Raw genomic sequence first — 25158 nt, forward strand, 5'->3', positions numbered from 1 at the left:
TCAGGAGGCTCGCGTGCGGATGCTCGGGCTACTACAACCAGCGCGGCAGCCGGTGAGTCTCATCTCGTAGCGGGATGGGGAGGCGCAGATGAATGGGCGCAAATCCGTGCTGAGCGGCGGCCGGGATGAGGACAGCTCTCCCGTCGGGTGGAGGGCACTCGCGGGCGTCGCGGCCATCGTGGTGTGGATAGCGTTCGGGCCGCTTGGGCCCTTGTGGCTCTATCTTCTCGGCTGGGTGATGGCGCTGGCGGCAACGGACGGTGTCTCCAGGCTGGTACGCCGCCAGGGCTGGGCCGTTCCTTCGCCGGGCCGCCTCGTGGCTGGGCTGCTACGGCTCGGACCGGAATCGTGGCTGGTGGCCCCCCGCTGGGCCAGAGCCCGATTGGCCGCCGGGGGGTTCCTGATGTTCGCCACCATTGCCGGAGTCGTGGGGCGGGAAGCCGGTCAGGAGTACCAGGTGCTGGCGAACCTCCGGGACCAGGGCCACAGGACCGACGCGACCGTCGTCGAGATCACCGGCCGGTCGGAGGAGGGATGGGCGAACTCCGTGACCGTGCGCTTCAACACACCGTCCGGCCCCGTACACGCGGCTGTCGATGTCACGGCCAGCTCAGCAAACGATGCGAAGCCTGGAACGCACATACCCGTCGTGTACAACCCGGTGCGCCCCACCGAAGTCCGCCACGTTGCGTACCTCGACGGACGCGACGCCGACGGAATTCTGCAGGGGTCGATCGTGATCGGGGTACTCGCGGCGGGTTTTCTGGTGCGGACTACCGGGGAGGTGCTCCGCACCATGCGGCAAACGGAATTGGGCAAGACGCCGGGCACCCACCACCCCAGTACCTGAATGGCCCGAGACACCTCGTGATCACGCCTCGGACACGGGCAAGCTCCTCGTGCGTGTTCAGCCCTGGGCCGCATACCGCACGAAGGCGGCCCACTCCGAGGGGTGGAAGGCGAGTTGGGCGCGGGCGGGGGCCTTCGAGTCACGGATGTGGACTGTGGTGGGAGTTGTGGCGGTCTCCAGGCATTCGCCGCCTTCGCCTCCGCTGTAGCTGCTCTTGAACCAGGCGAGGCGTGCAGGTTCCGCGGTGCTCATTACTCCCCCAACAACTTCTCGATCAGGGCAAGGGACTCGCGCGGTGTGAGGGCCTGCCCACGGATGGCTCCATATCGTGCGGCCAGGATACGTACCTCCTCTGGTTGCGTGATCAAGTGACCGGTACCCTGTACCTCCAGGTAGGCCACCTGTGGCTTCGCCTTGGGCGTCAGCAGAACGAACGGCCCGTCCACACCTGGGTTCTCGTCACACGCTAGAGGCAGAACCTGCAGTGTGGTGCTGCGCAGTCGGCCAACTGTCAGCAGGTGCCGCAGCTGCTCATGCTGGATCTTCCTTCCCCCGATTTCACGTCGTAGTACGGCCTCGTCGATGACCGCAGTAACCATCGGTGGCGGCCAACGGGTCAGGATCTCCTGGCGAGCCATCCTCGCAGTCACCCGTTGTTCGATGGTCTCCTCCGCCCACAGTGGCTGCCGCACGGTGAATGTGACTCGGGCGTAGTCCTGGGTCTGCAAGAGCCCCGGCACCGTGACCATGCTGAAGAAGTTGATCTCAACCGCGTCGCTCTCCAGCCGCGCATAATCCCTGAACCATGCCGGATGCCGAACCTTCGACTTCGCCTTGGCCTTCTCAAGATCCTCGATCGTGGCCTTCAACAGCCCACCGGCGCCGAGCAGTTCGTCCGCCGCCTCCAGGAACCCCCGCTGCGGCGTCCGTCGTCCCCGCTCCAGCGACGAGATCAGATCCTCGCTGTATCCGAGCCGGTCCCCCAGCTCCTTCTGCGTGAACCCAGCTCGCTCCCGAAGTAGCTTGACCTGCCTGCCGATCGCCCGGTTCAGGTCGCTGGCCTGCTCACCCTCGTCGTACGTCTCCTGCGGCTCCGTCATCGCCATCTCGACACCCACCCCGCCGTCCCACACGCTCAACCAGGTCACGGCCGACGCCCCGTACAGGACACCGTCCGTCACGGTACACACACCCTCCGTACCGAAGGATTCCCTGGTCAGGGTAGAGCGAGGCGGCCACTCTCAGTGACATGAAGTCAGAAATCTCCTCCCAGCGGTTCAGCCAGCTCCTCAGCGCCACGCCTCGCGGCGCCCGTCTCGCCCGGCTGCTGGCTGTCCAGCAGCTCGACGAGTGGGGCTGGCCGGCCAGTTGCCCGGTGGGCGAGTCTGCGGTCCTGGTCGTCGCCGAGTTGGCGGCGAACGCGGTCACGCACGGGCGTGTGCGGGATCGCGGGTTCCGGCTCACGCTCGCTGTCGAGGCCGAGGCCTCGGATACGCTCCGTATCGAAGTGGTCGACCCACGAGGTGACCGTCGCCCTCTGGCCCGGCGTATCGCCGGACCTACCGCCGAGACAGGCCGCGGGCTGCTCCTCGTCGAAGCGCTGGCCGCCCGGTGGGGCAGCGAGCCATGGCCGCCGTCCGGCAAGGTCGTGTGGGCGGAGATCGCTCTTCCCTGCCCGTGATCGCCCCTGCGTGTCGTCAAGCTCGGGTCGGTCGTTCGTCTCGTGTCACGGAGGCGATCACGGCTGAAGCGGTGGCGGTCACGACGAGGGTGCCCAGCATGACCATCCCCACTCCGATTATGAAGAGGCCGCTGGAGTCGTCCGACCAGTCGTAGTAGGCGGCGACGGTCAGGCCGACCGTGGGACCGAGCACCGCGGCCGCGGTGTAGTGCCGGGATGCTGCCCAGTACACCGGTGGCAGCAGGGTCAGTATCAGGCCGATGACCTGCCACGCGGCGTACGGGCCGGTCGTCGTGCCGTCAGGCTGCGTGTCGCGGTGCTGGTCCCAGCCCAGCCAGGCGGCCCACATCGCCAGCGCCAGCGCGGCCGACGCGAGGGTCGAGAAGAGATGGAGGGCGGTCTTTTGCAGTCCTTGGGTCATGACCCAAGCGTTTCGGCTCGGCCCGTGGCCGACCAGAGCGCAAGTACTCAGCTCTGCCCTAGTGCTCTGCCCTAGTACATCGCCGTCCCGCCTTGCCTGTGTTGCGCCCCCGGCGCACCCTTGTCCCATGGGTGCGCGAGATGGCCCCACGCTCATCGGGTCCGTACAGCGGGCGTTTCGGCTGCTGGAGGCGGTGAGTGGGCATGTGAACGGGGCGCCGGCCAAGCAGCTGGCGCGGGAGACCGAGCTGCCTCTGGCCACCGCCTATCACCTGCTGCGGACGCTGGTGCACGACGGGTACGTGCGGAAGCTGGACGACGGCGGGTTCGTGCTCGGGGACAAGTTGCAGGTGCTGCACGTCGCGGGGCGGGAGCAGGCCCTGCTCAGCCGGGTTCGGCCCACGCTCGCCGCTCTCCGGGACGAACTGTCGGCCGCCACCTATCTCACCTTCTACGAGGAGGGCGAGATCCGCGTCGCCGAGATCGTCGACGGGCCGCGTGCGCCGCGGGTCGACATGTGGGTGGGGTTCGAGGACGCCGGGCATGCCACCGCGCTGGGCAAGTCCGTGCTGCGGGAGCTGGACGACGACTCCCGCAAGGATTATCTGTCTCGGCATTCGATGGCCGATCTCACTCCCCGGACTATTACCGACCGCCCTGAACTGCTCCGACGGCTCGACTCCGCGCCCCTCGCCCCTGCGGTCACGGACCTGGAGGAGTACTCCCTCGGCACGGTGTGCGTCGCGGTACCCGTCTACAGCGGCGGCACCCTCGGCTCGCTCGGCGTCTCGCTGCGGGCGGACCAGCTCGCCCGGCTCGAGGAGGTCCGGGAGCGGCTCATGCCTATCGCGAGCCGCGTGACCCGGAGCCTTTCGCTCACTATCTGAAAATCCGCTTCTTGTGGTGTCCGATCTGAACCTTTTATCTGGATAAAACAGGCAATCCAGAGGGCCGTCGCCCACACACAGGTGAGGATCGCGAACCCAGTATGAGCACGAGCCGAGACCTCCGTGACGGCGTCCACCGGCACACATGGCCGTTCAGGGAGTGCGTGGCGGGCCCTGTGGTGTCGGTCCGGGAACGCGCCGCCGCGCAGTTGGGCGCCCGTGCGTGCATGCTGCCCGTCCTGCCCATCCTGCCCGTGCTCATCGTCACGCTCGTCGTCACCGTCGACCTCGTCGCCGGGCGGGGGCTGACGTGGGTGCCGCTGCTCGCCGCCGGGCCCGCGCTGGCCGCCACCACCAACGGGCCGCGCGGAGTCCTGTGCGTGGGCCTGCTCGCCACGGCACTGGGCACGGCGCTCGGCATCCGCGACGGCGGACTGAGTCACGAGCTGGCGGTCGTGCTGGCCGCCCTGGTGGCCGTAACCCTGGCGAGTGCCCTGGCCAGCGCGTTGCGCAGGCGCCGGGAGCGGGTGCTCGCGGCCGTCCGCTCGGTTGCCGAGGCCGCCCAGCACGCTCTCCTCCAACCCGTGCCGGCGGCCGTCGGTCCGTTCCAGGTGGCCGTTCGCTACAGCGCGGCCGCCGCGGAGGCCCGGATCGGCGGCGATCTGTACGCCCTGGTGTCCACCCCCTACGGCGTACGGCTGATCGTCGGCGATGTGCGCGGCAAGGGGCTGCCGGCCGTGAGTACCGCGGCTCTCGTGCTCGGCGTCTTCCGCGAGGCCGCCTACGACGAGCCCGATCTCCTCGCCGTCATCGACCGGATCGAGCGGAGCCTGGCCCGTAACCTCGGCCCCGACGACTTCGTCACCGCCGTGGTCGCCGGATACCCCCGGTCAGGGCGTCTGGAAGTGGTCAACTGCGGCCACGCGCCGCCGCTGCTGGTACGCGGCTCCGACGTCGTGGCCGTCGAGGCCACCCATCCCGCCCCGCCGCTCGGGCTGCGCGCCCTCATCGGCGAGACCCCGCGCCTCCAGGCGCTGCCCTTCTCCGACGGGGACCAGTTGCTGCTCTACACCGACGGGGTCACCGAGGCCCGCGATCACGGCCGTGCGTTCTATCCGCTCGCCGAGGGACTGGCTCGGCACGTGTCCGACGAGCCGGCTCATACCCTGAACGCGCTCCACGACGACCTGCTGGCGCACGTGGGCGGCCGACTGCACGACGACGCCGCGCTGCTCCTCCTCCGCAAGCCCGCCGCGCCCGACACCGTCGCCGACACCGGGCACGAGGACGGGCACAAGGACGGGCACGAGGACGGGCACGAGGGCGGGGAGATCAATAGGGGCGGGGAGGTCGACAAGGGCGGGGAGGCCGTCGAGCTCTACACCTTTGAGAAGGCGGCTGTTCAGCAGTTGCAGTCGTAGCGGCGCGCTCGGCTCAGGCCGTGCGCTTACGGGATGCGGTTGCGGTCTTCTTGGCAGCCGCGGTCGCCTTCTTGGCAGTCGACTTCGTCGCGGTCGACTTCGTCGCGGTCGTCCTCTTGGCGGTCGTCTTCTTCGTCGCGGTCTTGGACGTGGATTTCGCCGTGGGCCCGGCCGTCGACTTCTTCGCGCCGGCCGTCTTCTTCGCCGCGGACGTCGACTTCTTGCCGCCCGTCTCCTTGGGTGTGGCACGGGTCCGCGCGCGCTTCGGGAGCGGGGTGACCTCGGCCTTCCCGGCCTCCCCGGCCTCCCCGGCCTCCCCGGTCTCCTCGCCCACCGCCTCGCCGCGGGACTCCTTCGCCGCCCGCACGCTCTTCTCCAGGGCCGCCATCAGGTCGAGCACCTTGCCGCCGGCCGCGGGGGCGGGGGCCTCGGGGAGCTCCTCGCCGGCCGCCTTCGCCGCGATGGCCTCCTCCACGGCCTCCCGGTACTCGTCGTGCAGGTCCTCCAGCTCGACCTCGCCGAGGGTGTCCATCAGGGCGTCCGCGAGGTCGAGCTCCTTGTCGCGGACCGTGACGTCCACGTCCGGCGCGACGCCCTCGGGGGCGCGGACCTCGTCCGGCCACAGCAGGCCGTGCATCGCGATCGCGTCGCCGACCACGCGCAGCATGCCCAGGCGTTCGCGGCCGCGCAGCGCGTACTTCGCGATGGCGACCTTGTTGCTGCGCTTGAGGGCCTCGCGCAGCAGGGTGTACGGCTTCGCGGCCGGGGCGCCGCCTGCCGCGAGGTAGTACGCGGCGTCCATCTGGAGCGGGTCGATCCGGTCGGCCGGGACGAAGGCGACGATGTCGATGGTCCGCGCGGTGGGGATCGGGAGGTTGGCCAGGTCCTCGTCGGTGATCGGGATGATCGTGCCGTCCGCGTCCTCGTACCCCTTGCCGATCTCCGCACCGCTGACCTCGCGGTCCTCCAGTTCGCAGAACTTGCGGTAGCGGATGCGGCCGCCGTCCTCGGTGTGGATCTGGCGGAAGGAGATCGAGTGGCTCTCCGTGGCGTTCACCAGCTTGATCGGGATGCTGACCAGGCCGAAGGAGATGGCGCCGTTCCATATGGATCGCACGTGCGGGATCCTTCCGATCAGTACATGTACGGGTATGCGGCAGTGATATGAGCATGCGCCTGTTTGTTGCTGTTTCGTGGGATTCTCATCGTATGACGCCGATCACTGAGGTGGAGGGGCGACGGGTCGCGCTCAGCAACCTGGAGAAGGTGCTGTATCCGGCGACCGGCCTCACCAAGGGCGAGCTGTTGCACTACTACGCGACCGTCGCGGACGTCCTGCTTCCCCATCTCCGTGACCGGCCGGTGTCCTTCCTGCGGTACCCGGACGGGCCGGACGGCCAGGTGTTCTTCGCCAAGAACGTGCCGCCCGGAACGCCCGACTGGGTCACCACCGCGGAGGTGCCGCGGTCGGAGGGGCCCGCGCGGATGGTGTTGGTGCAGGATCTGGCCTCGCTGATGTGGGCGGCGAACCTGGTCACCGAGTTCCACACCCACCAGTGGGCGATCGGGGCGCCCGGGGAGGCGGACCGGCTCGTCTTCGATCTCGATCCCGGGGCGCCCGCGACGGTCGTGCACTGCTGCGAGGTCGCGGTGTGGCTGCGGGAGCGGCTCGCCGACGACGGGGTCGAGGCGTATGCGAAGACGTCCGGCTCGAAGGGGCTGCATCTGCTGGCGGCGGTGCGGGGGGTGTCGTCGGAGCGGGCGTCGGAGTACGCCAAGGGGTTGGCCGTGGAGGCGGAGCGGGCGATGCCTCGGCTGGTGGTGCACCGGATGACGCGGAGTCTGCGGCCGGGGAAGGTGTTCGTGGACTGGAGTCAGAACGCCGCGCGGAAGACCACGGCGGCGCCTTACACCGTTCGGGCGCGGTCCGTGCCCGCCGTTTCGACGCCGGTCGCGTGGGAGGAGGTCGAGGAGTGCCGGGAGGCGGGGCGGCTGGTGTTTCTGGCGGGGGACATCGGGCCGCGGGTGCAGGACTTCGGGGACCTGATGGCGCCCTTGCTGGATGTGGGACGCGCGAGTCCGTTGCCGTGAACGTCCCCGCGTTCGCCAGGTGCCGTGGGCTGCCCTGTGGGGGTAGGTCGCGCAGCCCGGCACTTGTGAGGTGCCGCTGCGCCCACCCGTGCCGCCCCAGGCGGCACGATTGCCCGCAGCTACAAAGTCGCCTCACACCCTCAACCACGTGTTCCGGTCCCGCGCCATCGCATGCAGCGCCTCCACATCCGCCGGCTTCAGCACGCCCCCCAGCCGCGCCAGCCCCGCCAGCTCGGTGTCCTGCAGGACACGGACCTCGCGGAGCTGGGCGGTGACGGAGAGGGTCGCCGGGCCCGCCAGGGCGAGGACCGGGTGGACCTCGGCCGTCAACGCGTACGACGCGCGGTTGGCATCGGCGCGCATACGGCGCAGGAGCGGGCGCGGCTCGCGGCGGCCCACGGTGACCATGGGGTCGGCCACCAGGACCCGCTGCTTGCGGGCGTACAGGGTGTGGAACACGAACAGTCCGCCGGGACCGATGAGCAGGTGGTGGACACGGTCGCCGCCGGGCAGCGGGATCGAGTGCAGGGCGTGCCAGCCCGCGCCGTCCAGGCGGTCCAGGGCCTCGCCCACCGTCTGCTCGGCCAGCAGGGCCCGGCGGCGCGGGTCCGGGCGGAGGCGGTGGGGCGGGGCCGGGTCCCGGTCGAGCGCCACCAGCAGGGCCTCGCCGGGGCGGTTGGGGGCCAGGTCGTCGTCGGGGTGCAGGGCGAGGCGGGCCAGCTCCGCCGGCGTCGGGACCGGGGGCGGTCCCACGGTCACCGGGCCCGCCAGGAAGGGGCCCAGTGCTTCCAGCACGGCCTCGCCGCTCTCCTCGCTGAGCAGGTTGACCCGGGCCGCCTCGCGGTCGTACCAGGCCACGTTCCTGCCGTCCGTGAGGCAGACGTACAGCCGTTCGTGGCCGTGCCGCCAGACCGGCACGACGCGCAGTCCGCTCATGTGCCATCACCCCTCGACCATGGGAACAGGCGGGGTGCTCCAGGGGCAAGAACCCGGTTACCTTTGAGAGCAGTTGGGTGGGGTAGCTGGGGAGGCGCCGGTGCGTACCCGTGGGAAGCAACCCGACGTTCCGGCTCCGGGCAGCCCGTGGAGCGAGATCGTGCCTGGTCTGTGGATGGGCGGACACGAGTTCAAGGGGTCCTCGGGACAGCTGGAGTTCGCCGTCGTGCGGGATGAGTTCGATCTTGTGCTTACGCTGCTGAGGCTGCCGGGGCACGGGCCGGACGCGGACGTCGAGCACCATGTGTGGCCGATTCCCGACGGTCCGCTGGACGGAACCCAGCTCGCCGGTGTCATACGGCTGGCCCGGGCCGCGAACGACGCGCTGGACGCCGGCCGCAGGGTGCTCGTCCGCTGCTACCACGGGTACAACCGCTCGGGTCTTGTGGTCGCGCACACCCTGGTCGCCCGGGGCCGCTCCGCCGACGACGCCATCCGGCTCATCCGCACCCGCCGCTCCCCCTGGGCCCTGCACAACGACCTCTTCGTCGACTATCTGCGCGCCGGCCTGTCGACGGCCCGCCTCCTGGAGGAGCTGGCGGAGTAGGCGGAGTAGACGGAGTAGGCGGAGTAACGGGATAACCGTTTCTCCGGACGAATAGGGTGTACGGCGGCACCGAACGATCCGAGCCACAGGAGTACCGTGCCCTTCAGCCGTCGCGCACGCACCGCCCGAATCGCCCGCACCGCCGTCACCGTCACCCTCCTCGCGGCGACGGCGGCAGCCTGCGGTGACACGGGCGGTCTGCGCGGCGCCGGCGCGACCCCCACCGCGGTCAGCCCCGTGAAGCTCTGGCCGGACCTGCGGCCGGCGTCCAGCCCGGCCTATGACTACGACGAGGGGACGACCGAGGTCGTGAAGGGCGTCACCTCCCCCGGTGAGGACATCCACGAGGACATCCACAAGGTCGATCCGGTCGCCGTCGTACGAGCGGAGATGGCCGCGCACCCGGACGACTACGGCCCGAACGGCGCGTACCACGAGACGGCCGTGCGGATGGACGAGTGCGGGAAGGGCGGGAACCGTGGCCGGTGCCCCCTCCTGAAGGCGTACTACCGGGATCTGACCGGCGACGGCCGGGACGACCTGACGCTGGGCTTCCGGCTGTTCCCGACCAACCAGACGGCCGTGCGCGTCTACACCTTCGAGGCGGACCGGCTGGTCCAGGTCATGGCCGACAACGACGCGATCATCGGGGTCGAGCTGGCCGGGCGCGCCGTGATCGTCCGCTCGCCCGCCGGGATCACCGGCTACGAGTACCGCACGACCTGGGAATGGGACCAGAACCAGCTCGCGATGGTGTTCACCCGCGACGAGTTCCTGCGCACCGGCCGGCTGAAGAAGTCGCCCGCCTCCTCCGCGCGTCCGTCCGCCGCCTCCGCCCGGCCGTCCGCCGCCTCCGTCAGTCCCTCCACCTCCTCCGCCCGTCCCTCCGCCTCCCCCTCGGCGAGCGCGCGATGAGGGTCGCGCTCCCCCAGTGGGCGGGGACGCTCGCCGTGAAGGCGGCCGCGTTCATCGTGGTGATGTGCTGCGCGCTGGCCGCCCTGCTCGGTGTCCTGGTGCATGTCTCGGTGACCGACCAGACCGTCGCCCAGGCCCGCGACCAGGCACTGGACCGACTGGCGGAAGCGACCGCGGCGTACCAGGCCGGGGACTCGATGGCGCGAGGCGCCGGGGTGGACCCGGCCGGACTGCCGGAGCCGCTGCGGGCACTGGCGGTGACCGGGGACCGGGGGACGATGGTCGCCACGTACCGCGGGCGCCCCACGATGTGGGCGGCGGGTCCCGCCGACGGCGACCGGGCGCTGGCCGTGGAGGTCGACTACTCGCAGCAGACCCGCACCATCGCCGGCCTCGACAGTTCGATCCTGTGGTCGTCGGCACTGGCGATCACGGCGACGCTGCTGGTCGGCGCGTTCGCGGTGACCCGGGTGTCGAGACGACTGCACGGCACGGCGCGGGTGGCGCGACGGATCAGCGCGGGCGACCTGGACGCACGCGTGAACGACCCCCGCACCAAGGACGTGACGCGACCCCAGGACGAGGTGGCCGCGGTCGCCGCCGCGCTGGACTCTATGGCGTCGTCGCTGCAGAGCAAGCTGCAGAGCGAGCAGCGGTTCACCGCGGACGTGGCGCACGAGCTGCGCACCCCGCTCACCGGGCTGCACGCGGCCGCCGAGCTGCTGCCCCCGGGCCGGCCGACGGAGCTGGTGCGGGACCGGGTGGCCGCGTTGCGCACGCTCACCGAGGACCTGCTGGAGATCTCCCGTCTCGACACCGGACGGGAGCGGCTGGACCTGGACACCGAGGAGCTGGGCGCGCTGGCCCGGCGGGTGGTGCGGGGAGCGGCGACCGACACCGAGGTGAGGGTCGTACAGGACACCCGGGTGGAGACCGACCGGCGGCGCCTGGAGCGGGTGCTCGGCAATCTCGTGGCCAACGCGCACAAGCACGGGCGGGCACCGGTGGTGCTGACGGTGGACGGGCCGGTGGTCACCGTGCGGGACCACGGGGACGGCTATCCGGACTATCTGGTGGAGCACGGGCCGCAGCGGTTCCGTACCGAGGGCGGGGCGACGGGGCACGGGCTCGGGCTGACCATCGCGCTGGGCCAGGCGGAGGTCCTGGGCGCCCGGCTGGCCTTCGCGAACACCCTGGACGGCGGCGCGGTCGCCACGCTGACGTTGCCTTGAGGCCCGCGTCCCTTTGAGGCCCCGCGCCCCTTTGGGGTGCCAACGCCGATGTAGGCCACACAAGACACCCTATTTGTGTAAGTTCCGGACATGACCAAGCCCGGAACCGTTGTGGCGGCGCCGCAAGCACGCGTCCCCGTCGTACGTCTGTCCCGGCGCCGCGGCATCGAACTCGCCCTGCTCGTGCTGGCCGTGCTGCTGTCCGTGTGCGGCTACTGCGCCGTGGGCCTGGCGAGGACCGGCACCGTCCCGAAGGGCGCCATGGGCTACGGCGCAGGGCTCGGCGTGCTCGCCCTGCTCGCGCACATCACCGTCCGCATCCGGGCCCCGTACGCCGACCCCCTCCCGCTCCCCATCGGCGTGCTGCTCAACGGCCTCGGTCTGGTGCTCATCTACCGGCTCGACCTGGAGACGCCGGGCGACCGGGCCGCCCCCACCCAGCTCGTCTGGTCCACGCTCGGTGTGGGGCTGTTCATCGTGGTGGTCCTGCTGCTGCGCGACCACCGGGTGCTCCAGCGCTACGCGTACGTCAGTGTGGTCGCGGCCCTCGCCCTGCTCACGATGCCGATCCTCTTCCCGGCCGTGAACGGCGCCCGTATCTGGATCCGGATCGCCGGATTCTCCATCCAGCCGGGCGAGTTCGCGAAGGTGCTGCTCGCGGTGTTCTTCGCCGCGTACCTGGCGGCCAACCGCAACGCGCTCGCCTACGCGGGCCGCCGGATCTGGTTCGTGCAGCTGCCCACCGGGCGCGTCCTCGGCCCGGTCGTCGCCATCTGGTTGATCAGCGTCGGCGTCCTGGTCCTGGAGCGGGACCTGGGCACCTCGCTGCTGTTCTTCGGCCTGTTCATCATCCTGCTGTACGTCGCCACGGGACGTACCGGCTGGATCGCGGTCGGCCTGCTGCTGGCGGTGCTCGGCGCGACCGCCGTCGGCTGGCTCGAACCGCATGTGCACAGCAGGGTCCAGGACTGGCTGCACCCGTTCGCCACCATCGACGCGGGCCTGGGCCCGAACCAGCTCGCCCAGTCCCTGTTCGCCTTCGCGGCGGGCGGGATCCTCGGCACCGGGCTGGGCCTCGGCCACTCCATCCTGATCGGCTTCGCGGCCAAGTCGGACTTCATCCTGGCGACGGCGGGCGAGGAGCTGGGCCTGGCCGGACTGTCGGCGGTCTTCCTCCTGTACGGCCTCCTCGTGGAGCGCGGCTACCGGGCCGGGCTCGCGCTGCGCGACCCCTTCGGCCGCCTCCTCGCTCTCGGCCTCGCCTCGATCGTGGCGCTCCAGGTGTTCGTGATCGCGGGCGGGGTGACCGGGCTGATCCCGCTGACCGGCATGGCGATGCCGTTCCTGGCGCAGGGCGGTTCCTCGGTCGTCACCAACTGGGCGATCGTGGCCCTGCTGATCCGGGTGAGCGACTCGGCCCGCAGCCAGTACGACGGCCGGGTGGCCCCGTGACCAGGTACATCCGGCACGCCGCCGCCTTCTGCGCCCTGCTGCTGGTGGCGCTCCTCGTGAACGCCGCCCGCGTCCAGCTCGTCCAGGCCCCCTCCTACGACGACAACCCGGCCAACCGACGGGCCACGATCGCGCGTTACAGCCGGGCGCGCGGGGACATCCTGGTCGACGGCGTCCCTGTCACCGGCTCCCGGGACACCGGCGAACAGCTCCGCCACGAACGGGCCTACGAGAACGGTCCGTTGTACGCCCCGGTGACCGGCTTCGCCTCGCAGGTGTACGGGACGACGTTCCTGGAACACGCCGAGGACGGCATCCTGTCCGGCACCGATCCGATGCTGTCGCCGTTCCCTCTGTGGAACGAGGTCACGCGGGCGCAGAACCCGCCCGGGGACGTCGTCACGACCCTCGACCGGGCGGCGCAGGAGGCGGCGTACCGGGGGCTCGACGGGCGCAAGGGCGCGGTGGCGGCGATCGAACCGTCCACCGGCCGGATCCTGGCGCTGGTGTCCACGCCGTCGTACGACCCCGCGGAGCTGTCCGGGAACGGCGACGCGGTGACGTCGGCCTGGGCACGGCTCAACGACGACCCGGAGAAGCCGATGCTCAACCGGGCCGTACGGCAGACATATCCGCCGGGGTCCACCTTCAAGGTGGTCACGGCGGCGGCGGCGCTGGACGCCGGGGTGGTCAAGGACCTGGACGCGCCCACCGACTCCCCCGACCCCTACACCCTGCCGGGTACGCGGACCCGCCTGACCAACGAGTCCGACGGCTGCGCGGACACCTCGGTGCGGGCCGCCTTCGAGTGGTCGTGCAACACGGTGTTCGCGAAGCTGGGCGTGGACGTGGGGGTCGAGGCGATGGCGTCGACCGCACAGGCCTTCGGCTTCAACGACACCGGGCTGAGGATCCCCTTCTCGGTCGCGCGGAGCACCTTCGACACCCATGTGGACAGGGCGCAGTTGGCGCTGTCGTCGATCGGGCAGTACAACACGCGGGCCACCCCGTTGCAGATGGCGATGGTCGCGGCGGCGGTCGCCAACGGCGGGCTGGTACGGGCGCCGTACCTCGTGGAGCGGACCACCCGGCGGGGCGGCGAAACGATCGAGACGGCCGGTGCCCGTCCCCCGCGTCAGGTGATGAACCCGGCGACAGCCGTGCGTCTGCGGGAGCTGATGACCGACGTGGTGCGGGACGGCACGGGCGCCAACGCCGCCATCCGCGGTGCCACGGTCGGCGGCAAGACCGGTACCGCCCAGCACGGCATCGGCAACGCCGGTGTGCCGTATGCCTGGTTCGTGTCCTGGGCGCAGGGCGACGACGACATGGAGCCGAAGGTCGCCGTCGCCGTGGTGGTGGAGGAGGCGGCGGCCGACCGCGGGGAGATCAGCGGGGGCGGGGACGCGGCGCCGATCGCGCGGGAGGTGATGAAGGCGGTTCTGGGGCTGTGAGTTCTCGGTCCGTGAGACGGGGGGTGTCACGGGCGGGCGTCCCGACCTACCGTTCGGTCATGACCTTATCCACAGCCGCGTACGAACTCGCCCAGGCCAACATCGCCCGCCTCAAGTTCCCTCTGGATTCACCCGAGTTGAAGTACTTCGTCGACGCGCTCGACCCCGTGAACGCCGTCGCGGACGCCGCCGAAGGCTTCGTGTGGCGGCTGCAGAGCGACTCCGGCAACGCGACCGGCATCCCCGTCCTCGGGGACGAGTGGCTGGTCATCAACATGTCGGTGTGGCGGGACACGAACGCGCTCACGGCGTTCATGTACCAGGGGCAGCACCGGGAGTTGCTGGCCCGGCGGCGGGAGTGGTTCGAGCGGGTCGAGGAGGCGATGGCCACGCTGTGGTGGGTGCCGGCGGGGCATCGGCCCACGGTCGCGGAGGCGGAGGCCCGGCTGCTGCATCTGCGCGCCAACGGGCCGACAGCGTACGCCTTCACCCTCCGGACGTCGTTCCCGGCGGGTGCATCGGCACCGGTGCTCGGCGAGGTGCCGGAGGGGCTGGGCTGCGGGGTCTAGGCGGTCGATCGCGGTGAGGCCGATGCCGACGGGGGTCAACCGATGAGGCGTTGACCCTGATCGATCGCCTCCTCCACCTCCGCCACCCGCTCCCGCTCCTCCGCCTCGAAGCGCTCCGCGTCCAGTTGTTCGGCGATCTCCTCGTCCTGGGCCATCAGCAGGTCCAGGTTGGAGTCGCCCATCTCCAGGACACCCATGTCGACGTAGGCCTGCTGGAGGCGCTCGCCCCACAGGCCGATGTCCTTGACGCAGGGCACGATGCGGCTGAACAGGAGCTTGCGGAAGAGCTGGAGGAACTCGGACCGCTCGCTGAGCTCCTCGGCCTCCGCCTTCGGGACACCGAAGTTCTCCAGGACCTCGACCCCGCGCAGCCGGTCGCGCATCAGATAGCAGCCCTCGATCACGAACTCCTCGCGCTCCCGGAGCTCGACGTCGGTGAGCTGCTTGTAGTAGTCGCGCAGCGCCATGCGGCCGAAGGCCACGTGCCGGGCCTCGTCCTGCATGACGTAGGCCAGGATCTGCTTGGGCAGGGGCTTGTCGGTGGTGTCCCGGATCATGCCGAAGGCGGCGAGGGCGAGTCCCTCGATGAGGACCTGCATGCCCAGGTAGGGCATGTCCCAGCGGGAGTCGCGCAGTGTGTCCCCGAGGAGCGCCTGGAGATTGTCGTTGACCGGGTAGACCATCCCGATCTTCTCGTGCAGGAAGCGGGTGTAGATCTCGGCGTGCCGGGCCTCGTCCATGACCTGGGTCGCCGAGTAGAACTTGGCGTCCAGATCGGGGACGGACTCCACGATCCGCGCCGCGCAGATCATCGCGCCCTGCTCGCCGTGCAGGAACTGGCTGAACTGCCAGGAGGCGAAGTGCCGGCGCAGCTCGCCCTTGTCCCGGTCGGTCATCCTGTCCCAGTACTTCGTCCCGTAGAGGTTCATGGCCTCGTCCGGTGTGCCCAGGGGGTCGAGGGGGTCGACGTCGATGTCCCAGTCGATGCGCTTCTGCCCGTCCCACTGCTTGTCCTTGCCCTTCTGGTAGAGGGCGAGGAGGCGGTCGCGACCGTCGTCGTACTCCCAGCTGAAACGGGCCGCACCCGTCGCGGGCACCTGCCAGTGGGAGTCTCCCGGGTCCTTGGCGTACAGGTCGTAGGTCGGCATACTCCGCAGGCTCACATGTAGACAGCGAGTCAACAAGTCCTGTGCAAGGGATTGACGGTCTTGCTGACAGGCATTCTCATAAGGGTGGACGCACGTACTCCGGGTAACGAGGTGAGGGAGCCATGACGACCCTGACGGAAGCCGACGCGGTCGACGGTCCGCGTGACGCGCTGGGCCTGCTCAAGGACCGGGAGCAGGTGGCCGAGCGGCTGCTCGTCTCTTCCGCCAAGCACTCCTTCGACCCCGACGTCGAGCTGGACTGGGACGCGCCCTTCGAGGAGGGCAAGTGGTTCTGGCCGCCGGAGCTGGTGTCGCTGTACGACACGCCGCTGTGGAAGCGGATGAGCGAGGAGCAGCGGATCCTGCTCTCCCAGCACGAGGCCGCGGCGCTGGCCTCGCTGGGCATCTGGTTCGAGATCATCCTGATGCAGCTGCTGGTGCGGCACATCTACGACAAGTCGGCGACGAGCGCGCACGTCCGCTACGCGCTGACCGAGATCGAGGACGAGTGCCGGCACTCCAAGATGTTCGCCCGCCTGATCTCACGGGGTGACGCGCCCTGGTACCCGGTGGGCCGGGCCCACCAGACGCTGGGCCGGGTCTTCAAGACGATCTCCACCACCCCCGGCTCCTTCACGGCGACGCTGCTCGGCGAGGAGGTGCTGGACTGGATGCAGCGGCTGACGTTCCCGGACGAGCGGGTCCAGCCCCTGATCCGGGGCGTGACCCGCATCCATGTGATCGAGGAAGCCCGCCATGTCCGCTACGCCCGCGAGGAACTCCGCCGCCAGATGCTGACGGCTCCCAGGTGGTCGAAGGAGTTCACACGGGTCAGCTCGGGCGAGTTCGCGCGGGTGTTCTCGGTGGCCTTCGTCAACCCCGAGGTCTACACGAACGTCGGCCTGGACAAACGTGAGGCGATCGCCCAGGTCAGGGCCAGCGGCCACCGCCGTGAGGTCATGCAGACGGGAGCGAAGCGGCTGACGGACTTCCTGGACGACATCGGTGTGCTCCAGGGCGTCGGCCGCCGGCTGTGGCGATCCTCCGGCCTACTGGCCTGACCCGGCCCCGGCAGCCGGCAGCCGACAGCCATGGCAGGCACCCGGACCACCGGCCTGGGCCCCGGCCCGAGGCCACCCCGGCCCGGATCCGCCGGCCGCGGCGGCCACCCGAGCCACCAGCCCAAGGCCACTCCGGCCCGGCAGCCGGCAGCCACGGCAGCCACCCGGAGCACCGGCCGGTGGCCCTGGGCCAGAGGCCCCCGGCCCGAGGCCACCCCGGCCCGGATCCGGCAGGTGTGACGGTCGGGCGTCCGGGCCGTCGGACCTGCGCGAACCCACTGCGCACGCCCCGGTCGGCGGGCTGAGCCGGGGGCCGGCGGGTGACGGGCGTCGCACCCGTCCCGGCCGGCGGTCCGGGCTGGGTGTGCCGCTGCCAGTGGGGGCGGCAGCGATTACCCTGCCCGTCATGACCCCGCAGGCCCCCACTCCCGCCTACCGTCGGCTCAGTGTCGAGGAGCGCCGCAGTCAGCTGCTCGACGCCGCGCTGTCGCTCTTCGCGCACCGCGCGCCCGAGGACGTCTCCCTGGACGACGTGGCGGAGGCTGCCGGAGTCTCGCGTCCGCTGGTGTACCGGTACTTCCCGGGCGGCAAGCAGCAGCTGTACGAGGCCGCGCTCAGGTCCGCCGCCGAAGAGCTCCAGCAGTGCTTCGACGAACCCCGCCAGGGGCTCCTCCTCCCCCGCCTCGGCCGCGCCCTCGACCGCTATCTCGCCTTCGTCGAGGAGCACGGCGCCGGCTTCAGCGCGCTGCTCCAGGGCGGCAGCGTGGTCGAGACCTCCCGGACCACCGCCATCGTGGACGGGGTGCGGCGGGCCGCCGCCGAGCACATCCTCGGCCACCTCGGCGTCACGGAACCGGGCCCGCGCCTGCGCATGACCGTCCGCATGTGGATCACGGCCGTGGAGGCGGCCTCCCTCATCTGGCTCGACGAGGACAAGCAGCCCCCCGCCGGCGAACTCCGCGACTGGCTGGTCGAGCAGTTCGTGGCGGTGCTGACGGTCACCGCCCGCCGCGACCCGCAGACGGCCGCGCTCGTCGATGACCTGTCGGCGGATGGCTGAAACTGGTGCCGTGAAGACACAGGACACCCCGTTCGAGGGCGGGCCCATGAACGGGCGGGTACTGCCCGTGCTGGTGGGCCCCACCGGCCACCCCCCGAAGACGTACCGCATTCCGGTCCCGGACGCGCACGGCGGCCCGCCCGCCGTTCTCGTCTACCGCCGCGTGCCCCGGGCACACAGCAAGCGGCTCGGGATGGTGCAGGGCTGGAAGTACGAGTACGACCCGGAGGGCCGGAAGGGCGACACGCTCAGGTGGCCGTGGTCCAAGCCCCAGGCCGGGTCCGGCACCGACAAGCCGGACGCCACGCCGTCCGACCACCCGGATGACGCAGACGAGTGACGTGGTTGCGCCGAACCGCGCACACTTCACGAGCGGCGCGCCCCACATGCCTGATGCTCGCGATGCGATGAGAAACGGAAGGTCCGATTCCCTCGCATCGGAGGTGATGTCATGTCAGGAAGGCTTCTGCGCCTGGTGTGCACGGCCACGGTGGCGGCCCAGGCCGCCCTCGCACCCGTCCCCGCGGCGGCCGCGCCCGACCCGCAGCGCCCGGTGGCCCAGCTGCTGACGGACCTTCAGCGGCTGTACCGGCAGGCCGAACAGGCCACCGAGACCTACAACGCCACCGAGGAGAAGCTGAAGAAGCAGCGCGGCCGGATGGAGCGGCTGGACAGAGACCTCGCTCGCGTCCGGCTCTCGCTGCAGGACAGCCGCGGTGCCGCCGGACGACTGGCCCGCCAGCAGTACCAGGGCGTCACCGGCCTCTCCCCGTACGTACGGTTTCTCCTCGCCCGCGATCCGCAGCGCGCGCTCGACGAGGGCCATGTCATCGGACAGTTGGCGCGGGAACAGGCCATGACGGTGGGACGGCTCGTGAGCGACGAGAAGGAGAAGGACGAGCTGGCGCGGCAGGCCCGCAACGCCCTCGACCGTCGGCTCTCGCTGGCCGCACAGCAGAAGAAGCAGCGGGACGATGTGCGTGCGCGGCTCGACGACGTAGAGAAGCTGCTCGCCTCGCTCAACAAGGACCAGCTCAGCGAGCTCGCCGGGTTCGAGAAGAACGGGATCGCGGGCGCACAGCAGAAGTTCATGGCGTCCGGTGCGCTCAGCGGCGGGCAGGCGCCGTCGAAGGCGGGCGACAAGGCCATGCGCTACGCCGTGGACCAGCTCGGGAAGCCGTACCAGTGGGGTGCGACGGGCCCCGCTTCGTACGACTGTTCGGGGCTGACCTCCCAGGCCTGGGAGCACGCCGGCACCCCCATCCCCCGGACCAGCCAGGAGCAGTGGGCACACCTCCGGCACGTTCCGCTGCGCGAGATGCGGCCCGGTGACCTCGTCGTGTACTTCCCCCAGGCCACGCACGTCGCCCTCTACCTCGGCGGCGGCATGGTCGTACAGGCACCGCGACCCGGCGCCCAGATCAAGGTGTCGCCCATCGCGGCCAACCCGGTGCTCGGTGCCGTACGCCCCGACCCGGCCGGGGAGCCCCTGCGGCGGTACGCGCCGCCGAAGCTCCCCCACAGCGCCCTGAACGGGTCCGACCAGGGTTACGCGCCCGCCGCCGCACCCGCCACGGAGACGAGGTAGGCCCCGGTCTTCTCCGGCTCGTAGAAGAAGTTCTCGAAGTCGGCCGGGTCATTGAAGGCGTTGGCGAAGCGGTCGGCGACCGGCTGGAGCTGGCCCGCGGCGCCGATCAGGTTCAGGATGTGCTCCGGCGGCGGGGCGAGCATGGCGTTCGTCCACTTGGTCACGTGCTGGGCCGTGTTCCAGTAGCGGTCGAAGGTCGCCTGCATCCAGGCCTCGTCGAACTCCTTCTCCCCGTGTTCGAGGATCGAGGCGAGGTAGGCGGCCGCGCACTTGGACGCCGAGTTGGAGCCCTGGCCGGTGATCGGGTCGTTGGCGACGACCACGTCGGCCACGCCCAGCACGAGGCCGCCGCCGGGGAGCCGGCCGATGGGGTTGCGCACGGTGGGCGCGTAGCGGCCGGCGAGGGTGCCGCCCGCGTCCGTCAGCTCGACGCCCTTGGCCCGCTCGTGCTCCCAGGGCGTGAACTTCTCCATGAGTTCCAGGGTCAGGGAGAGGTGCTCGGCCGGGTCCTTGACGCCGTTGAAGACGTCCAGCGGGCCGCCGGGTATGCCCTCCCAGAACAGGATGTCCGCGCGGCCGGACGTGGTCAGGGTCGGCATGACGAACAGCTCGCCGACGCCGGGCACCAGGTTGCAGCGGACTGCGTCGAACTCCGGGTGCTCCGGGCGGGGGCCCAGGCCGTGGACGTACGCCACCGCGAGCGCGCGCTGCGGCTCGCCGTACGGGGAGCGGGCTGCGTCCCGGCCGAACATGGACACCAGTTCGCCCTTGCCCGCGGAGACCAGCACCAGGTCGTACGCACGGGAGAAGTAGTCGAGGTCGGAGACCGCCGCGCCGTGGATGACGAGCTGGCCGCCGCGCTGCGCGAAGGTCTCCATCCAGCCGGCCATCTTCACCCGCTGGTCGACCGACTGCGCGTACCCGTCGAGCCTGCCCACCCAGTCGATCGCCCGCTGGGTCGGACCGGGGTCGTGCGAGCCGGGGGCCGCCACCGAGACGCCGAGTCCTTCGATCTTCGGGGCCTGGGACTCCCAGAAGTTCAGCTGGAGATCGCGCTCATGCTGCAGTGCCGTGTCGAACATGCACTGCGTCGACATGACCCGGCCGGAGCGGATCTCGTCCGCGGTCCGGTTCGACATCAGGGTGACCTCGTATCCGTGCGACTGGAGTCCGAGGGCGAGCTGGAGTCCGGACTGGCCGGCTCCGACGACGAGTATCTTCCGCATGCGGGTGATGTCTCCTACAGAGGGCTGGGACTACTCGGGGGTTTCCTCTAGTGCGTGGGCCACTAGGGCGAGGAGGGTCTCGATCGCCGAGATCCGGCGGCGCGCATCCATGATCATGACAGGTATGCGCGCGGGGATCGTCAACGCCTCGCGTACGTCATCCGGTTCGAACAGCTCGCTGCCGTCGAAGTGGTTGACCGCGACGACGTACGGCAGGCCGCAGCTCTCGAAGTAGTCCAGCGCGGGGAAGCAGTCCTTGAGGCGGCGGGTGTCGGCCAGGACGACGGCGCCGATCGCGCCGCGCACCAGGTCGTCCCACATGAACCAGAACCGCTGCTGGCCCGGCGTGCCGAACAGGTAGAGCACCAGGTCGTCGTCGAGCGTGATGCGGCCGAAGTCCATGGCCACGGTGGTGGTGAGCTTGCCGGGCGTGGCGGTGAGGTCGTCGGTCTCCTCGCTCGCCTCGGTCATCAGCGCCTCGGTCTGCAGGGGCGTGATCTCCGAGACGGCGGTGACCAGCGTGGTCTTGCCGACGCCGAAGCCCCCCGCCACGACTATCTTCGTGGCTATCGGGGCTCGGGTGCGGTCCGTCTGCCAGGACTTCAGATCCTCGTCGGGTTCGGCGAGGCCGACGAGGGGAGTGACGCCAGGAGCGGCGTCAGAGACGACGGAGTCCACTCAGCACCCTTTCCAGCAGAGCGCGGTCCGGGCGGCCCACCCCGTGGCCGGTCCCGGTTCCGTACACACGGATCTTTCCCTGGTCCGCGAGGTCGCTCAGGAGCACGCGGACCACGCCGAGCGGCATCCTCAGCAGCGCGGCGATCTCGGCCACCGTACGCATACGGCGGCACAGTTCGACGATGGCCAGCATCTCCGGCATGACCCGGGCCGAGAGCGGCGTTCCCCCGCTGCCAATAGCGCGGGCGGTGCCCCCAGTCAGTTCCTTGCGCTCCTCGGGGGCCTCCAGCGCCGCCGTGCTGGCTACGAATGTCTCCACGAGGAGGACGTGGCCGAAGCGGGTACGGCCGCCGGTGAGCGAGTAGGGGCGGACGCGGGCGGGCTTGCGCTCGCCGCCGCGGACCGGGAGCCGCTTCCTCGGGGCGTCGCTCATCGGGCGCTCCCCGTCGACTGCGGTTGTTGCGGCTCCAGGGACTTCCGCAGCTCGCTGCGGAGTTCGGGCGTCAGGACGTGGCCGGCTCGGCCGACGAAGAGCGCCATGTGGTACGCCACGACGGTCATGTCGCAGTCCGCGGAGCCATGCACACCGAGCAGCGAGCCGTCGCTGATCGACATCACGAAGAGGCTGCCCTCGTCCATCGCGACCATCGTGTGCTTGACCCCGCCGAACTCCATCAGCCGGGCGGCGCCGATGGTGAGGCTGCCGACGCCGGAGACGATGGTGGCGAGGTCGGCGGAGGAGCCACGGGGGCCTGTCCGCCTCTCGCTGCGGGCGTCCCGGGCCTCGGCGTTCCGGCCGGGGTCCGAGGAGAGCAGGAGCAGGCCGTCGGAGGAGACCACGGCGACCGACTGGATGCCCGGCACCTCCTCGACAAGGTTCGTCAGCAGCCAGTGCAGATTGCGGGCTTCACTGCTCAGTCCGAAGGTACTGGGCGCGGTCAACTGCTTGCCTCCTCGACTGTGCCCCCCGTGACTTCTCCGGCGTGTGCCGGAGCTGCGTTCGGCCGTTGGTTCTGGGCCGTCTCTTCGGCGATCTCCGCCTCCACGTCCCGGCGCCCCTCTTCCGCCCCCCGGCGGAAGCCACCGAGGCGTCGGCGGAGGGCGTCGGCGTCGACGGAGCCGGTCCGCTGGCGCGGGGCCCTGGCGGGCTCGGTGATCTTCGGGGTCCGCTTGGGGAGCCCCTTGCTGGTGAGCCGTTCCTCCGCCTCGTCGGACGCGCGCTCATGGCTGTCGGGACCGATGGCGTAGGGGTCGGCGGGGGTGTCGGCGGGGACCTCCGGGAGCAGGAGCTCCATCGTGGTCTCGGCGGGAGTCTCCGACGCGGCCGGCTCCTCCTGCGCTACGGCGACCGGCTCCTGCTCCGGTACGGCGGCCGGCTCCGCGTCGGTCTCCTCCCGTACGGCCCTCTCCGCCAGCGCCACCAGCGGGTCGGCGTCCTTCGAGCGGCCGTGCAGGACGTTGGAGTTGGCCTCGGCGTCCGCCCCGGGCAGGGAGAAGGTGTGGGTGCCGCCGCGCACGGTCGTGGCCGGCGGGCCGGCCGTCGCCGGGGCCTGGACCAGCAGGGCGCCGGGCAGGACCACGACCGCCGCGATGCCGCCCTGCTTCTGCTCGCGCAGCCGGACACGGGCGCCGTGGCGGTGGGCGAGGCGGGCGACGACGTACAGGCCGAGGCCGAGGCCCTCCTCGCCCTCCTGGTCGTACGGGGACTCCGGGTCGAAGTCGGAGAGCCGGGCGTTGAGGCGGACCATGCGCTCGGCCGTCATGCCGATGCCCTCGTCCTGCACGGAGAGCATGACGTCGCCGCTCTCCAGCAGCCAGCCGGAGACCTCGACGGGCACGTCCGGCGGGGAGGACGAGGTGGCGTTCTCCATGAGCTCGGCGAGCAGGTGGGAGAGGTCGTCGGCGGCGAAGCCCGCCACGTGAGCGTGCGGGGGAAGCGCGGCGATGCGGACCCGTTCGTAGCGCTCGATCTCGCTGACCGCCGCCCGTACGACGTCCACCAGCGGGACCGGGCCGTGGTGCTGCTGGACGTGCTCGGTACCGGCGAGGAGCAGGAGGTTCTCGCTGTGCCGGCGCATGACCGTGGCGAAGTGGTCGAGCTTGAAGAGCGTGGCGAGGCGGTCGGGGTCCTGCTCGCGCTCCTCCAGGCCCTCGATGACGGCCAGCTGCCGCTCGACGAGGCCGAGGGTGCGCAGCGCGAGGTTGACGAAGGTGCCGCCGATGCTGGTGCGCAGCCGCTCCAACTGGCCTGCGGAGTCGGCTAGTTCGGCGCGCAGTTCCTCGCGGGCGTCGGCCATCCGCTGGCGCTGGCCGACCAGGTGCTTGCGGTCGGTCTCCAGGGTGGCGAGGCGCTCGTGGACGGCGGCGGCGTGCGCGTGCAGGGCGTTGACGGAGCGGACGACCTGGGCGAACTCGTCGTTGCGGCCGGTGAACGTGACGGGTTCCTCGGCGGCCGGGTTCTCGGCCTCGGCGAGGCGCGCCGAGCCCCGGCGCAGCACCGAGAGCGGGCGGGTCAGGGTGCGGGCCATGGCGGTCGCGATGCCGACGGCGACCAGTGTCAGGGCGCCGAGGACGGCGATGCGGATCTCCCAGGCGGTGACGTCGTCGTCGCGCAGTCCGGCGAGGTCCTTGGTGCGGTGGTCGAAGAGGGCGGACTCCGCGCCACTCATCTGGTCGACGCGGGCGGACAGGGCCGCGTCCAGCTTCTTGGTGCTGACGCCGAGGTCGCTGTCGGAGAGCGTCGGCTGGTCGGTGAGGGCCGCGAGGTACTTCTCGGCGGAGTTCACCTCGGGCCCGGTGACCGTCGAGTCGTACGAGTCGACCGCGGCCTTGGGCGCGGTCTCGCGGAAGTCCGCGAGGGCGGCGTCGGAGCGCAGCCGTGCCTGCTGGGCGGCGGCGCTGAGGGCGTCGCGCTGCTTCTTGCCGGCCGCGGAGGTGGTGGTGGTCGTGCTGGGCAGACCGGTGACGGGGTCGATGACCGTCTGGGTGGTGCTCGGCACGTTGAGGGCCGCGAGGAGCAGGCCGCGGGCGGCGGCCGACTGCTGGACGGCGGAGTCCAGTTCGGCGAGCGCGTGTGCGCCGGAGCCCGCACGCGCGGGCATCTGGTCGGCGAGGTCCTCGGCGAGGCGGTGCAGCTCGGTGATCGCGGCGGAGTAGGCCTGGTGGGCCTCCAGCGCCGTGCTCTTGCCGGTGAGCGCGGACCTGCGCACGGACGCGATGCCGTCCAGGTCCTGGCGCAGCCAGGCGGGCGTGTCGGTGTCGGCGCGCAGGTCCTCGACCTGCCGGTCGACGCGGGCGCTGCGCTCCTCGGCGGGCGCCTTGGACTTGGGGCGGCCCGCCGCGACGTAGGAGGTGACCTCGTCGCGCTCGTCGGCGAGCGAGTGGGCGAGGGCGAGCGCGTCCTGGGTGCGCCCGGCCAGGGTCACCAGGTCCTGTGAGTCGCTCAGCTGTCCGGAGGCGGCGAGGACGGACGGGGCTCCGGCCGCGGCGATGGCGGCGGCGACCACGGCCACCGCGACGATCAGCCGGTTCCGCACGTGGGTCGGACGACCGTTACCGACAGGGGTGCGCTCGGCGCCCCCTTCGGAGGCCGTCTGCTTGCCTGTGCCCCGAGGCCGCTTCTTCTGCACCGATGCTCGCATTCCTGAACTCGTGTACCCATGGGCCCGGGTGGCACCCCGTCATGTCGGCGCCGAGCAATGCGTAAACCCTCCCCCGCGCTCGACTTCGCTCGCGCGGGGGGACCCCCATCGGTCCCCGACCTTCCCAGCGCCGGTGGGCAGTGGTCGTACATCACCTGACCGGCCACTCGAAGGAGTGAACATCGGAGGGGAGTTGGCGGGCAAGTTCCTCCCACCTGTGCGGGGGTGGTTCCCGGCGGGC

The 25158-nt window shown here is 71.0% G+C and carries 26 protein-coding genes; 15 read left to right on the forward strand and 11 right to left on the reverse strand.

Features of this window, described 5'->3' with window-relative positions:
* Positions 1-106 precede the first annotated feature (106 nt).
* Positions 107-850: a DUF3592 domain-containing protein gene (locus tag ACIPSA_RS07295; RefSeq protein WP_402629852.1), complete on the forward strand. Its 744-nt coding sequence runs from the start codon at positions 107-109 to the stop codon at positions 848-850.
* A 57-nt stretch (positions 851-907) separates the two neighbouring features.
* Here ACIPSA_RS07295 and ACIPSA_RS07300 read toward each other — a convergent pair whose 3' ends face one another.
* Together ACIPSA_RS07300 and ACIPSA_RS07305 are read right to left on the reverse strand one after the other, a co-directional pair.
* Positions 908-1102: a DUF397 domain-containing protein gene (locus ACIPSA_RS07300; RefSeq protein WP_402629855.1), complete on the reverse strand. Its 195-nt coding sequence runs from the start codon at positions 1100-1102 to the stop codon at positions 908-910.
* Positions 1102-1956: a helix-turn-helix domain-containing protein gene (locus ACIPSA_RS07305; RefSeq protein WP_402631666.1), complete on the reverse strand. Its 855-nt coding sequence runs from the start codon at positions 1954-1956 to the stop codon at positions 1102-1104. Before ACIPSA_RS07305 ends, ACIPSA_RS07300 begins: the two co-directional genes overlap by 1 nt.
* A 143-nt stretch (positions 1957-2099) precedes the next feature.
* Between ACIPSA_RS07305 and ACIPSA_RS07310 the strand changes: the two genes are divergently transcribed.
* Complete coding sequence (locus ACIPSA_RS07310) at positions 2100-2531, forward strand: ATP-binding protein (protein ID WP_402629858.1); 432 nt, start codon at positions 2100-2102, stop codon at positions 2529-2531.
* Between the two features lie 16 nt (positions 2532-2547).
* Here ACIPSA_RS07310 and ACIPSA_RS07315 read toward each other — a convergent pair whose 3' ends face one another.
* On the reverse strand, positions 2548-2952 hold the full coding sequence (locus ACIPSA_RS07315) for a hypothetical protein (RefSeq protein ID WP_402629861.1): 405 nt from the start codon (positions 2950-2952) through the stop codon (positions 2548-2550).
* A 127-nt stretch (positions 2953-3079) separates the two neighbouring features.
* Between ACIPSA_RS07315 and ACIPSA_RS07320 the strand changes: the two genes are divergently transcribed.
* Positions 3080-3838: an IclR family transcriptional regulator gene (locus ACIPSA_RS07320; RefSeq protein WP_402629863.1), complete on the forward strand. Its 759-nt coding sequence runs from the start codon at positions 3080-3082 to the stop codon at positions 3836-3838.
* A 227-nt stretch (positions 3839-4065) separates the two neighbouring features.
* Positions 4066-5259 carry a PP2C family protein-serine/threonine phosphatase gene (locus ACIPSA_RS07325; RefSeq protein WP_402631669.1) on the forward strand — a complete coding sequence of 398 codons (1194 nt, stop codon included), beginning with the start codon at positions 4066-4068 and terminating at the stop codon, positions 5257-5259.
* 13 nt (positions 5260-5272) lie between these two features.
* Here the strand turns inward: ACIPSA_RS07325 and ACIPSA_RS07330 are convergent, their stop codons facing one another.
* Entirely contained in the window at positions 5273-6376 is a 1104-nt protein-coding gene (locus tag ACIPSA_RS07330; RefSeq protein WP_402629866.1) for a Ku protein, read from the reverse strand.
* Positions 6377-6468: 92 nt separating this feature from the next.
* On the opposite strand from ACIPSA_RS07330, the gene ligD reads away from it, so the two are divergent.
* Positions 6469-7350 (forward strand): non-homologous end-joining DNA ligase, encoded by an 882-nt coding sequence (ligD, locus tag ACIPSA_RS07335; protein ID WP_402629869.1) that lies wholly within the window; start codon positions 6469-6471, stop codon positions 7348-7350.
* A gap of 132 nt (positions 7351-7482) precedes the next feature.
* Here the strand turns inward: ligD and ACIPSA_RS07340 are convergent, their stop codons facing one another.
* On the reverse strand, positions 7483-8286 hold the full coding sequence (locus ACIPSA_RS07340; protein ID WP_402629871.1) for a nuclease-related domain-containing protein: 804 nt from the start codon (positions 8284-8286) through the stop codon (positions 7483-7485).
* 100 nt (positions 8287-8386) lie between these two features.
* On the opposite strand from ACIPSA_RS07340, the gene ACIPSA_RS07345 reads away from it, so the two are divergent.
* The 6 genes from ACIPSA_RS07345 to ACIPSA_RS07370 all read left to right on the forward strand — a co-directional run bounded on the left by ACIPSA_RS07345 (position 8387) and on the right by ACIPSA_RS07370 (position 14515).
* Positions 8387-8893 (forward strand): dual specificity protein phosphatase family protein, encoded by a 507-nt coding sequence (locus ACIPSA_RS07345; RefSeq protein ID WP_402629874.1) that lies wholly within the window; start codon positions 8387-8389, stop codon positions 8891-8893.
* Between the two features lie 96 nt (positions 8894-8989).
* A complete protein-coding gene (locus ACIPSA_RS07350; protein WP_402629877.1) occupies positions 8990-9808 on the forward strand; it encodes a hypothetical protein in 819 nt (272 codons plus the stop codon).
* Positions 9805-11040: an ATP-binding protein gene (locus ACIPSA_RS07355; protein ID WP_402629879.1), complete on the forward strand. Its 1236-nt coding sequence runs from the start codon at positions 9805-9807 to the stop codon at positions 11038-11040. The genes ACIPSA_RS07350 and ACIPSA_RS07355 overlap by 4 nt, the downstream gene beginning before the upstream one ends.
* Positions 11041-11130: 90 nt before the next feature.
* On the forward strand, positions 11131-12492 hold the full coding sequence (locus ACIPSA_RS07360; protein ID WP_402629882.1) for an FtsW/RodA/SpoVE family cell cycle protein: 1362 nt from the start codon (positions 11131-11133) through the stop codon (positions 12490-12492).
* Entirely contained in the window at positions 12489-13946 is a 1458-nt protein-coding gene (locus tag ACIPSA_RS07365) for a penicillin-binding transpeptidase domain-containing protein (protein WP_402629884.1), read from the forward strand. Before ACIPSA_RS07360 ends, ACIPSA_RS07365 begins: the two co-directional genes overlap by 4 nt.
* Before the next feature lie 59 nt (positions 13947-14005).
* On the forward strand, positions 14006-14515 hold the full coding sequence (locus ACIPSA_RS07370) for a DUF3291 domain-containing protein (protein WP_402629887.1): 510 nt from the start codon (positions 14006-14008) through the stop codon (positions 14513-14515).
* 35 nt (positions 14516-14550) lie between these two features.
* Here ACIPSA_RS07370 and ACIPSA_RS07375 read toward each other — a convergent pair whose 3' ends face one another.
* Positions 14551-15663 (reverse strand): ferritin-like domain-containing protein, encoded by a 1113-nt coding sequence (locus ACIPSA_RS07375; protein ID WP_402629890.1) that lies wholly within the window; start codon positions 15661-15663, stop codon positions 14551-14553.
* Between the two features lie 122 nt (positions 15664-15785).
* On the opposite strand from ACIPSA_RS07375, the gene ACIPSA_RS07380 reads away from it, so the two are divergent.
* The 4 genes from ACIPSA_RS07380 to ACIPSA_RS07395 all read left to right on the forward strand — a co-directional run bounded on the left by ACIPSA_RS07380 (position 15786) and on the right by ACIPSA_RS07395 (position 19372).
* Complete coding sequence (locus ACIPSA_RS07380; protein WP_402629893.1) at positions 15786-16724, forward strand: diiron oxygenase; 939 nt, start codon at positions 15786-15788, stop codon at positions 16722-16724.
* A 406-nt stretch (positions 16725-17130) separates the two neighbouring features.
* Entirely contained in the window at positions 17131-17784 is a 654-nt protein-coding gene (locus ACIPSA_RS07385; RefSeq protein WP_402629895.1) for a TetR/AcrR family transcriptional regulator, read from the forward strand.
* 10 nt (positions 17785-17794) lie between these two features.
* Positions 17795-18124, forward strand: a complete 330-nt coding sequence (locus ACIPSA_RS07390) for a hypothetical protein (RefSeq protein ID WP_402629898.1) — start codon at positions 17795-17797, stop codon at positions 18122-18124.
* 111 nt (positions 18125-18235) lie between these two features.
* Positions 18236-19372, forward strand: coding sequence for an NlpC/P60 family protein (locus ACIPSA_RS07395; RefSeq protein WP_402629900.1), 1137 nt, complete (start codon positions 18236-18238; stop codon positions 19370-19372).
* On the opposite strand, the gene ACIPSA_RS07400 is transcribed toward ACIPSA_RS07395, so the two are convergent.
* Genes ACIPSA_RS07400 through ACIPSA_RS07420 form a run of 5 tightly spaced genes read right to left on the reverse strand, consistent with a single transcriptional unit; the run spans position 19333 to position 24917 of the window.
* Entirely contained in the window at positions 19333-20598 is a 1266-nt protein-coding gene (locus ACIPSA_RS07400; RefSeq protein WP_402629903.1) for a styrene monooxygenase/indole monooxygenase family protein, read from the reverse strand. The genes ACIPSA_RS07395 and ACIPSA_RS07400 overlap by 40 nt on opposite strands.
* A gap of 30 nt (positions 20599-20628) precedes the next feature.
* Positions 20629-21276 carry a GTP-binding protein gene (locus ACIPSA_RS07405; RefSeq protein ID WP_402629905.1) on the reverse strand — a complete coding sequence of 216 codons (648 nt, stop codon included), beginning with the start codon at positions 21274-21276 and terminating at the stop codon, positions 20629-20631.
* Complete coding sequence (locus tag ACIPSA_RS07410) at positions 21257-21709, reverse strand: DUF742 domain-containing protein (protein WP_402629907.1); 453 nt, start codon at positions 21707-21709, stop codon at positions 21257-21259. Before ACIPSA_RS07410 ends, ACIPSA_RS07405 begins: the two co-directional genes overlap by 20 nt.
* Positions 21706-22218, reverse strand: coding sequence for a roadblock/LC7 domain-containing protein (locus tag ACIPSA_RS07415; RefSeq protein ID WP_402629910.1), 513 nt, complete (start codon positions 22216-22218; stop codon positions 21706-21708). The genes ACIPSA_RS07410 and ACIPSA_RS07415 overlap by 4 nt, the downstream gene beginning before the upstream one ends.
* A complete protein-coding gene (locus ACIPSA_RS07420; protein ID WP_402629913.1) occupies positions 22215-24917 on the reverse strand; it encodes a nitrate- and nitrite sensing domain-containing protein in 2703 nt (900 codons plus the stop codon). Before ACIPSA_RS07420 ends, ACIPSA_RS07415 begins: the two co-directional genes overlap by 4 nt.
* Between the last annotated feature and the right edge of the window lie 241 nt (positions 24918-25158).

The organism is Streptomyces sp. NPDC086549, from assembly GCF_044746205.1.
Lineage (GTDB): Bacteria > Actinomycetota > Actinomycetes > Streptomycetales > Streptomycetaceae > Streptomyces.

Bases quoted from the DNA above. Each gene is read 5' to 3' on its own strand.
- ACIPSA_RS07300 (WP_402629855.1), bottom strand. From the start codon at position 1,102: ATGAGCACCGCGGAACCTGCACGCCTCGCCTGGTTCAAGAGCAGCTAC.
- ACIPSA_RS07305 (WP_402631666.1), bottom strand. From the start codon at position 1,956: ATGGCGATGACGGAGCCGCAGGAGACGTACGACGAGGGTGAGCAGGCC.
- ACIPSA_RS07310 (WP_402629858.1), top strand. From the start codon at position 2,100: ATGAAGTCAGAAATCTCCTCCCAGCGGTTCAGCCAGCTCCTCAGCGCC.
- ACIPSA_RS07315 (WP_402629861.1), bottom strand. From the start codon at position 2,952: ATGACCCAAGGACTGCAAAAGACCGCCCTCCATCTCTTCTCGACCCTC.
- ACIPSA_RS07320 (WP_402629863.1), top strand. From the start codon at position 3,080: ATGGGTGCGCGAGATGGCCCCACGCTCATCGGGTCCGTACAGCGGGCG.
- ACIPSA_RS07325 (WP_402631669.1), top strand. From the start codon at position 4,066: ATGCTGCCCGTCCTGCCCATCCTGCCCGTGCTCATCGTCACGCTCGTC.
- ligD (WP_402629869.1), top strand. From the start codon at position 6,469: ATGACGCCGATCACTGAGGTGGAGGGGCGACGGGTCGCGCTCAGCAAC.
- ACIPSA_RS07340 (WP_402629871.1), bottom strand. From the start codon at position 8,286: ATGAGCGGACTGCGCGTCGTGCCGGTCTGGCGGCACGGCCACGAACGG.
- ACIPSA_RS07355 (WP_402629879.1), top strand. From the start codon at position 9,805: ATGAGGGTCGCGCTCCCCCAGTGGGCGGGGACGCTCGCCGTGAAGGCG.
- ACIPSA_RS07360 (WP_402629882.1), top strand. From the start codon at position 11,131: ATGACCAAGCCCGGAACCGTTGTGGCGGCGCCGCAAGCACGCGTCCCC.
- ACIPSA_RS07370 (WP_402629887.1), top strand. From the start codon at position 14,006: ATGACCTTATCCACAGCCGCGTACGAACTCGCCCAGGCCAACATCGCC.
- ACIPSA_RS07375 (WP_402629890.1), bottom strand. From the start codon at position 15,663: ATGCCGACCTACGACCTGTACGCCAAGGACCCGGGAGACTCCCACTGG.
- ACIPSA_RS07380 (WP_402629893.1), top strand. From the start codon at position 15,786: ATGACGACCCTGACGGAAGCCGACGCGGTCGACGGTCCGCGTGACGCG.
- ACIPSA_RS07385 (WP_402629895.1), top strand. From the start codon at position 17,131: ATGACCCCGCAGGCCCCCACTCCCGCCTACCGTCGGCTCAGTGTCGAG.
- ACIPSA_RS07395 (WP_402629900.1), top strand. From the start codon at position 18,236: ATGTCAGGAAGGCTTCTGCGCCTGGTGTGCACGGCCACGGTGGCGGCC.
- ACIPSA_RS07400 (WP_402629903.1), bottom strand. From the start codon at position 20,598: ATGCGGAAGATACTCGTCGTCGGAGCCGGCCAGTCCGGACTCCAGCTC.
- ACIPSA_RS07410 (WP_402629907.1), bottom strand. From the start codon at position 21,709: ATGAGCGACGCCCCGAGGAAGCGGCTCCCGGTCCGCGGCGGCGAGCGC.
- ACIPSA_RS07420 (WP_402629913.1), bottom strand. From the start codon at position 24,917: ATGCGAGCATCGGTGCAGAAGAAGCGGCCTCGGGGCACAGGCAAGCAG.